General features: G+C 64.8%; 10 protein-coding genes. 3 read left to right on the top strand and 7 right to left on the bottom strand.

Translation table 11 applies throughout. The features are described from left to right. From LK542_RS24225 to LK542_RS24210, 4 genes are all read right to left on the bottom strand, one after another. On the bottom strand, positions 1-291 hold a 291-nt coding region (locus tag LK542_RS24225), incomplete at its 3' end, for a MerC family mercury resistance protein (RefSeq protein WP_227813924.1). Further along, a complete protein-coding gene (locus LK542_RS24220; RefSeq protein WP_227813923.1) occupies positions 291-2,369 on the bottom strand; it encodes a TonB-dependent receptor domain-containing protein in 2,079 nt (692 codons plus the stop codon). The genes LK542_RS24225 and LK542_RS24220, both read right to left, overlap by 1 nt. 120 nt (positions 2,370-2,489) lie before the next feature. Then, positions 2,490-3,239, bottom strand: a complete 750-nt coding sequence (locus LK542_RS24215; protein ID WP_229521376.1) for a ZIP family metal transporter — start codon at positions 3,237-3,239, stop codon at positions 2,490-2,492. Between the two features lie 112 nt (positions 3,240-3,351). After that, positions 3,352-4,236, bottom strand: coding sequence for a dienelactone hydrolase family protein (locus LK542_RS24210; RefSeq protein ID WP_227813921.1), 885 nt, complete (start codon positions 4,234-4,236; stop codon positions 3,352-3,354). Positions 4,237-4,552: 316 nt separating this feature from the next. On the opposite strand from LK542_RS24210, the gene LK542_RS24205 reads away from it, so the two are divergent. Further along, the gene (locus LK542_RS24205) at positions 4,553-5,674 is read left to right on the top strand and encodes a metallophosphoesterase (RefSeq protein WP_227813920.1); all 1,122 of its coding nucleotides are present in this window, start codon (positions 4,553-4,555) and stop codon (positions 5,672-5,674) included. Positions 5,675-5,807: 133 nt separating this feature from the next. Here the strand turns inward: LK542_RS24205 and LK542_RS24200 are convergent, their stop codons facing one another. Beyond that, positions 5,808-7,022, bottom strand: coding sequence for a DUF4382 domain-containing protein (locus LK542_RS24200; protein ID WP_227813919.1), 1,215 nt, complete (start codon positions 7,020-7,022; stop codon positions 5,808-5,810). A 339-nt stretch (positions 7,023-7,361) separates the two neighbouring features. On the opposite strand from LK542_RS24200, the gene LK542_RS24195 reads away from it, so the two are divergent. Both LK542_RS24195 and LK542_RS24190 read left to right on the top strand, forming a co-directional pair. Continuing rightward, positions 7,362-8,468, top strand: a complete 1,107-nt coding sequence (locus LK542_RS24195; RefSeq protein ID WP_227813918.1) for an ABC transporter substrate-binding protein — start codon at positions 7,362-7,364, stop codon at positions 8,466-8,468. A gap of 17 nt (positions 8,469-8,485) precedes the next feature. Next, a complete protein-coding gene (locus LK542_RS24190) occupies positions 8,486-10,591 on the top strand; it encodes a hybrid sensor histidine kinase/response regulator (protein WP_227813917.1) in 2,106 nt (701 codons plus the stop codon). Positions 10,592-10,770: 179 nt separating this feature from the next. Here the strand turns inward: LK542_RS24190 and LK542_RS24185 are convergent, their stop codons facing one another. Continuing rightward, entirely contained in the window at positions 10,771-11,331 is a 561-nt protein-coding gene (locus LK542_RS24185; protein WP_227799938.1) for a GNAT family N-acetyltransferase, read from the bottom strand. A gap of 46 nt (positions 11,332-11,377) precedes the next feature. Continuing rightward, the gene (locus tag LK542_RS24180) at positions 11,378-12,058 is read right to left on the bottom strand and encodes an EAL domain-containing protein (RefSeq protein ID WP_227813916.1); all 681 of its coding nucleotides are present in this window, start codon (positions 12,056-12,058) and stop codon (positions 11,378-11,380) included. Positions 12,059-12,092: the final 34 nt, after the last annotated feature.

Below are 12,092 nucleotides of genomic sequence, written 5' to 3'. Positions count from 1 at the left end.
CTCCCCGAAGCGCGGACCGACCACGAACACCGCCACCAGGAAGGCGCTCAGCCCGGCCAGTCCGAGCCCCAGCGCCGCCGGATCCCGGTGCTTTACATAGCCGGGCACCAGCGCCAGCAGCACCGGCAGGCTCACGCCCACCAGCAAGGCGTCATGCAGCGCATGATGGTCGTTCCCCAATCCCAGCAGCGGAAATGCCGCCAGCAGCAGCGGCATCGCCAGGCAATGTACCAGGCACAGGGCCGACGCCGCGATGCCCGCGTAGTCGGCAAACCTGATCAGTTGTTTCATCAGAAGACGAAGCGCAGGCCCGCGGTGATGTTACGGCCCGGCAGCGGCGCCGCTTCCTTGATGAAGGACGTGTGGCTGAACGCCAGTTCATTTGTGAGGTTGTTGATGCGGGCGTAGAGCTGGGCCGGCACGCCGCCAATGCGCGTCGTATAGTGTGTGCCGAGGTTCAGCATATTGTATCCGCCGGTACGGCCCTCGAACTCCGCCACCCGGTCCTGTTTGCCGACACGGACCAGTTCCAGCATGCCGTGCCAGGCCTGCCAGTCGGCGTTCAGGCGCACGCCGATGCGGTGCGCCGGGATGCGCGGGATGTTGCGGCTGCCCTCCCCGCCTTCGAACCGGGCGCGCACGAGGTCGCCGAACAGCGTGCCCTCCACCACCTTTGAGAACTTGTGGCGCAGCTCTCCTTCGAAGCCGGTGAAGGTGGCGTCGCGCTGCGCGTATTCCACCAGCTGGAAGCCATCGTGGTTGTCCAGCGTGTGCGCGTAGATGTAGTTGTCGACGCGGTTGTGGAAGGCGCTCAGCGAGAAGGTGGTGTCGCCTTCGAACTTGCGCAGGGTGATGTCGATGTTGTTCGAGGTTTCCTTGCCAAGGTCCTGGTTGCCGATCTCATAGGTGGCTGTGGCCAGGTGCACGCCACCGGCGTACAGCTCTTCCGCGGTGGGCAGGCGGTGGCTGCGCGACAGGCCGGCGCGCAGCGAATACTGCGGCTGGAACTTCCACACCGCGCCCAGCGCCACCGAGGTGCCGCGCGCATCGGTATCGTTCTGCGTCGCGCTGTCGACCGCGATGTCCTGCCACTCGTGGCGCGCGCCGGCCTCGAAGCGCCAGTTGTCCAGCTTGTATTCCTCGGTGACGAACACGGCGTGTTTCTTCGTCACGGTCGGCGGCACGTAGGCCTCTTCGCCAACCGTGCGGAAGTCGCGGCGCGTGGTCTGCAGGCCGATCACGCCGCGCCAGCCGCCCAGCGGCGCATGTTCCGCTTCAAGACGCACGTCGTGCCCCTTGTTCAGGAAGCTGGTAGCGACCACGTTCTCTTCGAGCTCGTCGTGGCGATAGTCGGTGAAGGCGGCGCGCAGGCGCACTTTTTCGATGCCGGCCACCGGATTGCGGTATTCGCCGCGCAGGTCCCAGCGGTCACTATTCAGCTTCACGACCGGCACTTCCTCGGCGCCGTGCTCGTGCTCGTGGTCGTGCTCTTCGCCCTCCTCGTGGCCATGGCCGCCGCAATGCAGGTGGTCGCCGTGCGGGTGGCAGCTCTCGAATTCGTGATTGTGGCCGGGGATGCCGTATTCCGTGCGCTCCCTGGTGTAGGCCGCGCCCAGGTAGCCGCGCTCGCCCACCCAGGACAGGCCGACGGTGCCGGTTTCGGTTTCCTTGTAGCTGCCGTTCACGCGCTTGCCGTCTTCCCAGCCCTTGCCGACACGGTAGTCGCCGGCGTCGCGCTTGACGCCTTCGGCGTGCACGGCGATGTTGCCCGCCCCGCCGGTGAGTTCGAAGGCACCGGTCTTTTCGCGCGCCACGGAATTGCCGCGCACCTCGGCGCTGCCTTCGATCGGCTTGTCCGGCATCCGGGTTGGAATCTTGCGGTCCAGGATGTTGACCACGCCGCCCACCGCGCCGCCGCCATAGGCCAGCGCCGACGGGCCGCGCAGCACTTCGATGCGTTCGGCCAGCACCGGCTCGAAGCCGACCGCGTGGTCCGGGCTGATGGTGGACGCGTCCTGCACTTCCGCACCGTCGGACAGGATCTTCACGCGCGGGCCATCCATGCCGCGGATGACCGGGCGGCTGGCGCCGGCGCCGAAGTGGCTCGAGCTGATGCCCGGCTGGTTGGCCAGGGTCTCGCCCAGTGTCGATTCGCGGGCGCGCACCAGGGCGCCGCCGGACAGCGAGGTGACGGGCGTGATCATGTCGTCTTCCAGCACGCCGAGCGCGCTGGCGGACACCACCACGGTCGGAACGCTGTCGGGGTCGGCCTTCAGGCGGCTGTCGGTCTGGGCATGGGCGAGCGGCGCGGCAAAGGCGAACAGGATCGCCAGCGCGAGCGGCGTGCGTTGCAGGGTCGGAGATGGCATGGCGGGGCTTCCTTGTTGTTGAGTTCTGACGGTAATGATAAGTCATTATCAATAACAAGACAAGAAGCGTGCGCAGCCCTGCCCTGCCGGGCATCGGAAAAGTAAAAAGGGAAAACCGCGTCAGTACGCGTGGTTCAGCGCCACCACGATGGCCACGCCGAGCGCGATCAGCGCCACCTGGGGCACCGATTCGCGCACGGTGGCGCGGCGCTGCATCTGCGGCATCAGGTCGCTGACGGCGATGTAGATGAAGCCGGAGGACGCGAACACCAGCACGTAGGGAATCAGGCCGCTGGCCTGGTCCAGGGTGAAGTAGCCGAGCAGGCCGCCCACCACCGCCATCAGGCTGCACAGCAGGTTGAAGACGTAGGCGCGCAGGCGCGAGAAGCCGGCGTTGAGCAGCACGATGAAGTCGCCGATCTCCTGCGGGATCTCGTGCGCGACGATGGCCAGCGCGGTGACGATGCCCAGTTCCGGGTTGGCGAGGAAGGCCGCGGCGATCAGGATGCCGTCGGTGAAGTTGTGCATCGCGTCGCCCAGCAGAATCATCCAGCCCGACTTGCCGGCCTGATGGGCGTCATGGCCATGCGCGTGGTGGTGGCCGTCGCCTTCGTGGTGGTGCGAATGGCGCAGGATCGCCAGTTTTTCCAGCACGAAGAAGGCCAGCAGGCCGCCCAGCAGCGTGGCGAACAGGCTGCGCGGATCGGCGTTCGACTCGAAGGCTTCCGGCAGCGCGTGCAGCAGCGAGGTGGCCAGCATGATGCCGACCGACAGGCTGACCATCCGCTCCACCACTTTCGACAGCAGCGCGAACGAGAATACGGCAGCGCCGGTAATGCTGACGACGCCGGCGATCACGGTCGCCAGCAGGATGGAAGAAAGGACGGGGTCGATTTGAAAGCCTCTTGTTCTGGAGCCTGACAGCCCCAGTGCGGGCTGCAAACCGGGCATTGTAACCTGCCCGGTTTATAGCCGTGCAAGATCAGGCGACGCCGTGCGTGCCGAACCAGTTCAGCGCCTTGCTCCAGCCGTCTTTCGCGTCCGCGGCATTGAAATCCTTGCGGTAGTCGGCATGGAAGGCGTGGCCCGAATTCGGGTAGACGTGGATCTGCGACTTGCTGTTGCCGGCATTGAGCGCGGTACGCATGCGCTCCACGGTGTCGAGCGGGATGCCCTGGTCCTTGGCGCCGTACAGGCCGAGCACCGGCACCTTCAGGCTCTGGGCCACGTCGATCGGGTGCTTCGGCTGCAGCGGGTTCGATTCGCCCACCAGGCGGCCGTACCAGGCCACGCCGGCCTTCACGTCCGGATTGTGGGCCGCGTACAGCCAGGTGATGCGCCCGCCCCAGCAGAAGCCGGTGATGCCCAGCTTGTCGGTATTCCCGCCGCGCTGCTTGGTCCACTTGACGATGGTATCGAGGTCGGACATCACCTGGGCGTCCGGCACCTTGGAGACGATGGTCTTGATCAGCGTGGCGGTATCCGGCGCCTTGGTCGCATCGCCCTGGCGCACGAAAAGGTCGGGCGCCACGGCCAGGTAGCCGGCCTTGGCAAAGCGGCGCACCACGTCCTTGATGTGTTCATGGACGCCGAAGATCTCGGAGATGACGAGGATGACCGGCAGGTTGGTGCGGTCCTTGGGCTGGGCGCGGTAGACCGGCACGTCCTGGCCGTTGATTACGACGATGTGGTCGGCGGCGTCCAGGCCTTCGGCCGAGGTCTGGATCATGTTCTGGGCCACCACCGGCAGGGCCGCGACGGCAAATCCGCTGCCCATGGCAGCTTTCAGGAAGACGCGACGGTCGACGCCGTCCTTGAACGCACTGGCGGACAGCAGGTTTTCGGCGTCGCTGATGTGATCTTTCATTGCACCCCTCCGGTTGTGTTGGACAGGCTTGCTATATTAGCAAAGTCCGGGAGGGCGCACGCTTGCTGTCGAGCGATCAGCGGGACAGCAAGCGATCGTGTTTCGGAAGCCCTCAGCGCAGATACGCCCTGCATGTGCAGCGCCGGATCGCATCGCCGCCAGTGCCTTCACACAATCTACGCTATGCTTACCGGTCGACAGTTCGAACTCAGGACATGATGCGTATTTTCCTCTTATTTTCTTCCGGCGCCACCACACCCCCACACTGCAATCCTGCCGATTCCGGCCGCGACTGGAAGCAAATGGAGCGCACCTGATGTTCCATCTGATGTTCAGTTTGCCCTGCGTCGTTGTGCTGGTACGTTGGCTATTGCCGCTACCCTTGTCCGGGCGCACAAAGCTGGCTGGCGCCGTCCTGTTGGCGCTGGCCTCGCAATATCACCTCTGGTCGCGCTTTTCTTCCGGCAGCGTGTTTTCGCCGGAGTTTCCGAAATCCCTCATCATCCTGTTCAACTGGGCGTTTGGCGCCATGTTGCTGCTGGCTGTGTTCCAGCTATTGCTCGATGTTGGCGCTCTGCTCGTCGCACTGGTTCAGCGTCGCCGCGTGCCAATCGCCGCGCGCCTGCGCGGTGCGATCGGCGTCGCTGCCATGCTGCTGGCCGCGTTCGGCGTCATGCAGGCGATCAAGCCGCCTCCGCTGAAGGACATACAGATTTCAGTAAAGGACTTGCCGCGTGAGTTCGACGGCTACCGGGTGCTGCACCTGACCGACCTGCACATCAGTCGCCTGTTCGACGCAGCATGGACACGCAAGGTCGTCGATGATGCCAATGCGCTCGGGGCGGACCTGATCGTCATCACCGGTGACCTCATCGATGGCAATGTCGCGCAGCGCGAAGCCGACGTGGCCGCGCTGCGCGACCTGCGCGCTCCGGATGGGGTCTGGGTCATTCCCGGTAATCACGAGTACTTTTTCGGCCACCGCGCATGGATGGCGTACTTTGCGGGGCTCAACATGAGGCCTCTGGACAATAGTCACACCATCATCAGTCGAGGTACCGGGCAACTGGTGCTCGCCGGCGTCAACGACGTGACCGCCCCGCGCACCGGCGCCCCCGCGCCCGACCTCGATGCGGCACTCCGCGGCGCGCCGGCCGGCGTGCCGGTCGTGCTGCTCGATCACCAGCCCAGGAATGCCCGCTTCTCAGCCAGCCGCGGCGTCGCGCTGCAATTGTCCGGCCACACACATGGCGGCATGATCATCGGGCTCGATCGCGTGGTGGCACGGGCGAACAATGGCTTCGTTTCGGGCCGCTACGAGGTCGACGGCATGACGCTGTACCTGAACAATGGCACGGCTCTGTGGCCGGGCTTCGCGCTTCGGCTTGGCGTGCCTGCCGAGTTGACGCGCATCACGCTGCGGCGTCAGACACCGTGATCGCGCGCTTTCCCACAAAACGAGGGTCAGTCTGACTTTCGGACACGGTCTCTGCCTTGGACAAACAACTAGCGCCGAGCCCGTGTCCAATTGTCAGACCTGCCCCCCGGAGCATGACCCCGGACCGAGGACGTCAGCGGGTCAGTGCGAAGTTCACGTTCGACCGGTTGGCGACGCTGATGTCCACGCCATCCACCGCTTTCGTCACGTAGCCGGCCGCCGCCGCCTCGACGCGGTATTTGCCGGCAGGGGCCGCGGTGCTGGCATTGAACACCAGCGGCAGCGTGCTGCTGTACGCAGCGAACTGCGGCGCCCCCACCGGCAGGCTGGCGATGCTGTAGGCGCCCGAGACCAGGTCCGCGCCCTGGTACCTGATGGTGACAGTCGGTCCGGCCACGAAGCTCTGCTTGGCCGACACGTAGGCTGCCTCGGTATTGGCCGGGTTCATGGTCACGGTGCCGCCGATCGAACCGGTGTTGCCCGGCGCGAGCAGGATCGGGGCGGCCGAGGTGCTCAGTACCGTGGTGCTGGTGGTCGTGGCCACCGGCACGCCGGCGACCACGCTGGCGGCGCTGTCGCCAGCCGTGATCACCACGTCGTAGTTGCCCGGCGCGAGGCGCGAGAGGACGAATTCGCCCGTGGTCGGATTCGGCGCGGTGGCGCTGACGATCTGGCCGTTCTGCTGTGCCGTTACCTGCACGCTGCGGCCCAGCAGCGCCGTGCTGACGAAACCGGAGATGCCGTTCAGGGCCGCCGGCACCACTTTCACCACCGGTTTGAGCGCGTAACCGCCGCGGCCCCGGGTGACCACCGATTTACAGGCGTCGAAGTCGAGCACCACGTCGGTCTTCTGGCCGGCGCTCACGTCGAAGCTGCCCACCAGCTTGATGCCGCTCTGGGCCCCGCTCGGGGTGTTGAGCGGCTGCTCGGCCTTGCCCACGGTTGGCACCACGGTGTTGGCGCTGCCGTTGGCATTCGCGTCCAGCACGAGACGCAGCTGGGAATAGCGCCCTGCTTCGAGCGTGGTCTGGCCCAGCGCTTCGAGCGCGCCGTTGGTCAGGTTCAGGAGGTTGATCTTCTTCGCCGGGTTCAGGGTGATGTCCGTCCAGCCGCTGTCCGTCTCCGCCGCAGCTTCGCTGCGGTGCACGCGCACCTTGGACACGGTCACATTGACAGCGTCGAAGCCGCAGGCCGGGGCGTCGGTCATCGAGACCGCCAGGGTGCCGAGGGTGCTGAGCGGAGTGGCCGGGGCGGTATCGCCACCGCCGCCGCCGCCGCAGGAGGACAGGACGGCTGCACTGAGGACAGTGGCGCCGAGCAGGGCGAAGCGGGATGTGGCCTGGGACATGTTATGAATACCTTTCTTGTTCTGCCAAAAGAAACAGATGAGGTATCTAGCATTCCAAAATGCAATTATTAAACGCGCTTCGGCATTCTGAAACAGTTGCTTACAGTCTTTACAGATGTGTTGAATGTTAACGCGCCTGCGCCGCCACAAGGGTGGTCCAGCTGGTTTGAATACTGTCATACTCCCGTGTTTCGCGCGCGCAGCGTTCTATAGAAAATCAGAACGCCCAACTATGTTGTTGACCTCTCCATGCTGAATCCGATTCTCTCCCGTTTGAGCAATTCCCTTGCCGCGCTCCTTGTCCTGTGCGCCGTTTGTACCGGGGCAAAGGCTCAGCCCATGCCGGTACGCGTCGGCCTGGATGCCGAGTTCGGACTGGACAACAGCACCTCTGCCCAGGCGGTCGAACTGGGCATCCGCACGGCCATCGCCGAGATCAACCGCGCCGGTGGTGTACTGGGCGGCCGGCCCGTCGAACTCATTACCCGCGACCACCGTTCGATCCCGGCGCGCGGCATCCGCAACATCGAAGAATTCGCGCGCATGCCGGATCTCGTTGCGGTGTTCGGGGGACGCTTCAGTCCCGTGATCATCGAAGAGCTGCCAACCCTCAAGGCAACCCGGACCCTGTTCATGGCGCCATGGTCCTCGGCCGACGGCATCATCGACAACGACATGCATCCGAATTACGTCTTCCGCCTGTCGCTGCGCGACAGCCTGGCCATGCCCAAGCTGCTGCAGACGGCGCACAAGCGGGGCCTGGGACGGGTCGGGCTGCTGCTGACGAATACCTCCTGGGGCCGCAGCAACCTGGCCGCGGCGGAGAAGTTCGCGGCTACCCACAAGGAGCTCAGCATCGTGCAGACCGCCTGGTACAACTGGCGCGACCAGACTCTGGTTGCCAGGTACCAGGCGCTGCGCAGGGCCGGCGCGCAGGCCGTCATCCTGGTGGCCAACGACGATGAAGCGGCGGTGCTGGTGCGCGAAGTGGCTGCGCTGCCGAAGAACGAACGGGTACCGATCCTGAGCCACTGGGGCGTCACCGGCGGCGAGTTCGTCAGGCAGGCAGGGCCGGCCCTGAACCAGGTCGACTTTTCCGTGATCCAGACCTTTTCCTTCTTCAGGGCGGACCAGAAGGCCGTCGCGCGCTTCATGGCCAGCGCCGCCGCGATTTCGCCGGTGCGCAGGATCGAAGACATCCGGGGTCCAGTGGGGGTGGCCCATGCCTATGACCTGATGCACATCCTGGCCAAGGCCATCGACCTGGCCGGCAGCACCGACCGCAAGGCGGTACGCGACGCGCTGGAGAAGCTGCGCCAGCATCGCGGGCTGGTCAAGACCTATGCGCCGCCGTTCACGGCCACGCGTCACGAAGCACTCAGCAGCAAAGAACTGCTGATCGCCCGCTACCGCGCGGACGGCGTGCTCGTGCCGACGGACGACTGAGCATGGCGATGTGGTCGATGCTCAGGTCTGCGAGCCTGACGCAGCGCTTCGCGCTGGCGTCGGCCATCCTGGCCGCCTGCGCCGTGCTGCTGGCGGCGGCCGCCTCGTTCTGGCTGGTCAACCGCCAGCATGCATCCGCCGTGGAGCTGCTGCAGCAGCGCGAGGCCGCGTTCAATGCGCGCACCGTGGGCAATACGCTGGCGACGCTCGCCACGCGCATGGACGAAGTGGCGGCCAGCCCCATCCTGGCGACCGGCCTGGTCGACAGCGCGGGCAGGGAAACCTACCTGGCCCCCTTCCTCGGCGGCCTGCGGCAGATCAACGGCATCCCGGTCCAGGTCCTGTTCACCGATTTCGAAGGCAAGCCGGTCGCCGGCAATGGCCTCGAGCGCTTCGACGAGACGCAACTGGCCTGGCTGCGCGCGCGTCTCGACGATGGCGTGGAAAGCGCCGCCATCTTCGACCGGCCCGAGGGCGCGGAACTCGTCGGCGTTTCGCTGTTGCGCTATTCGCGCACCAATACTCCGGAAGGCGCCCTGGTCTACAAAGTCAGGATGCGCGACCTCGCCCCCGTCCCTTCCGCACAGCTGGCCTGGAAGGCGCAGCCGCGCCCAGCGGCCGAGGGAACCCACCTGGACATGCCGGTGAAGGCGCCCGCCCGCTTCGCGCACCTGGGCCTGGTCCTGCGCGTCGACACCAGTGGACTCGCTCACATTCTGGAGACACCCTGGTCGCAGTACAGCCTGATCGGCGGCATCGCAGCCCTGCTGGCCGTGATCGTGTTCCTGCTGGGGTCGCGCCTGTCGCTCGGCCTGACCCAGGACCTGCGCAAGCTCGAGCAGTTCGCCAGCCGGCTTGGCGAAGAAGGCATCAGCGAGCACCGCGCCGAACTGGCGGGCAGCAGTGAAACAGTCACCCTGGCCCGCTCCATCAACCAAATGCTCGATCGCCTGCACCGGCAGCAGGACCACCTGCAGCGGGAACACCAGCGCAAGGACGAGTTCCTGGCAATGCTGGCGCACGAACTGCGCAATCCGCTGGCGCCGATCAGCAGCGCCGCCCAGCTCCTGCGCATGCTGTTTGCGAACGAGCCGCGGATCAAGCAGACCAGCGAGGTCATTTCGCGCCAGGTGGCGCACATGACGCACCTGGTCGACGACTTGCTGGACGTGTCGCGCGTCACGCGCGGCCTGGCCACCATCAACAGGACGCAAGTGGAACTCGGCGCCGTGGTGCGCGAAGCCGTCGAGCAGATCGTGCCCCTGATCGAAACCCGCCGGCACCGCCTCACGCTGGACATCGCGAGCTATCCGATGCCGGTGAACGGCGACCGGACCAGGTTGATCCAGGTGGTGGCTAACCTGCTGGGCAATGCCGCGAAATACACGCCGGATGGCGGCGAGCTGCGCGTCAGCCTGCAGCAGCAGGGTGATCGCGCCGTGCTGCAGGTGCAGGATAACGGCATCGGCATCGATCCGGACCTGCTGCCGGAGGTGTTCGACCTGTTCACCCAGGGCGAACGCACGCCCGGCCGCGCCCAGGGCGGGCTCGGGCTCGGCCTGGCCCTCGTGAAAAAACTGGTCGAGCTGCACGACGGCGCCGTCGACGCCGACAGCAAGGGGCCGGGCCAGGGCAGCACTTTCACGGTGCGCCTGCCGCTGCTGCCGGCCGTGGGCAGCGAATCCAGCGCGGGCTTCGCATCGGAACTAACAGCGAATACAGCCGGCGCGGCCACCAGCCGCATCCTGGTCGTGGACGACAACGTCGACGCCGCGAACACCCTGGCCATGCTGCTCGAGGCAGCCGGACACGGGGTCAGGGCCGAACATTCGGCCCAGGCCGCGCTGGCTGCGGCGACGGAAGAAGCATTCGACTTCATCCTGCTCGATATCGGCCTGCCGGACATGAGCGGACACGCGCTGGCCAAGGCGCTCCGCCAGCTGCCCTGCTCCAACGGCGCCACCTTCGTCGCCGTCAGCGGCTACGGCCAGGAACAGGATCGCCGGATGTCACGCGAGGCCGGATTCGCGGCCCACCTGGTCAAGCCGGTCCGGGTGGATGAGCTGATCGACACCATCGGGCGCCTGCGCGTATCGAAAGGGCGCAGCGCAGGTCAGGACTGAGGCCCTCGGCTGTCACTTATCCGGCCAGTCGCCGTATGTCGCCCCCCCTGCGCCGTCGAACGCGACCTCGTACATCAGCCGCTGCGGCCGACCTCCAGCAGCCCTCAAGCAGGCCGACGAAATGACATCCGCCTTACTGTTCCCCTGTCCGGTAATCCTTCACGTCCACGTGTCGACGGTCACGGCACCTGGCTTCGTCGAATCGAGAAATCCAGCTGCTCAGTAGCTTCGTCGAAGGGCGCGAGCTCGAAACCGGATCTCATTAAAACGTTGATGGATCGCGTATTGCCAGTGTCGACACGAGCCCGTACAACCGAAACCGCAGGGTTGTCAAACGCGCGTCGCACAAGAAACTGCGTCATTTGCTGCGCAAATCCGCGCCCTTCGAACTCCGGGGCTACCGAGTAGCCGATCTCGACTTCACCACGGAGTGGAGGGCCGAAATATCCACCAACCCCAGCCAACCATTTTCTTCCTGACGCCTCTTCTATGATCCCATACCAAACCAGCCATCCAGAGTAAAGCTGCGCGTCTTCCTGAATAAGGTCCCTGAAGTACAGCAAGGCGTCACGGTCAAACTGCCCTGGCGGCCAGCTTGCTGGCACCCTGGCACCAAGGAGGCTAGCCAGCTTTTCCGGTCTCTCAAGCTCGGCCTGAATGCACTCGAGAGTCCCCTCGACAAATTGCAGCGTGCTCTCTGGGGGATTGTTAAGCGATCGAGTTGAAGAGATGTTGTTCAACGGTGCGATTCTTTCACGATGATTGCCACGCCAAGCGCATGAAGAGTCATGACTCCGTTTCTTCCATCCGAGATTTGAGGGCATTCTGGGCGAGCGCATCCACATACCATCCCTGGGCCATTTCGATCCCGATCTCGTGCGCGAAGTCGAACATGGATTCGGTTTCCAGTCCTTCTGCCACGGAACTGACGGCTTGCGCTTTCCACTGAGTGATCAAATGCTTCAAGGTCTCGGCGGCGTCGGGACGCGCCATACAAGTCGCTATGAAATTCCTGTCAATCTTGACGGTCGAAATACCTTCAAGCGAATAGAACCTGTCCAGCCCGTCTCGTCCCGCACCGAAATCGTCGAGTGCAAGTCGCGCACCATTCGTGATCAGCAGGTTTGCCTTGACGCTGATCGAGCGGCAGTCCGCGTATCCAGCAAAGGCTTCACTCAGCTCGAACACCACATCGTTACTTGAGGATGCCTTCGTGAAAATGTCATCCGCAACTGTCAACAGCGCTTCGTTGGACACATTGACGAAGAGTGGAGGAAGATGCGGGCGTTCAGTACTAAGGAAGAAGATCACCGCCTCGTCCACCGCCTGCCAGGATGTGGGCATTTTGCCGCGGTAGAGCATTTCGTAACGCTCGACTTCCATGGTTGAAAACCGCATGACCGGCTGGAGTTCGAACGGGAGCTGCGGCAAGGTCTCGCTCTCGACAGGCCCAGCAATGAGCAGCATTTTGTTTGTAGGGTGTGACAATTCTGATCGCCTG

Source organism: Massilia sp. IC2-477 (assembly GCF_020707265.1).
GTDB lineage: Bacteria > Pseudomonadota > Gammaproteobacteria > Burkholderiales > Burkholderiaceae_D > Telluria.
Note: the sequence above shows the minus strand (reverse complement) of the source record. Positions and strands in the feature narration are given on the sequence as shown.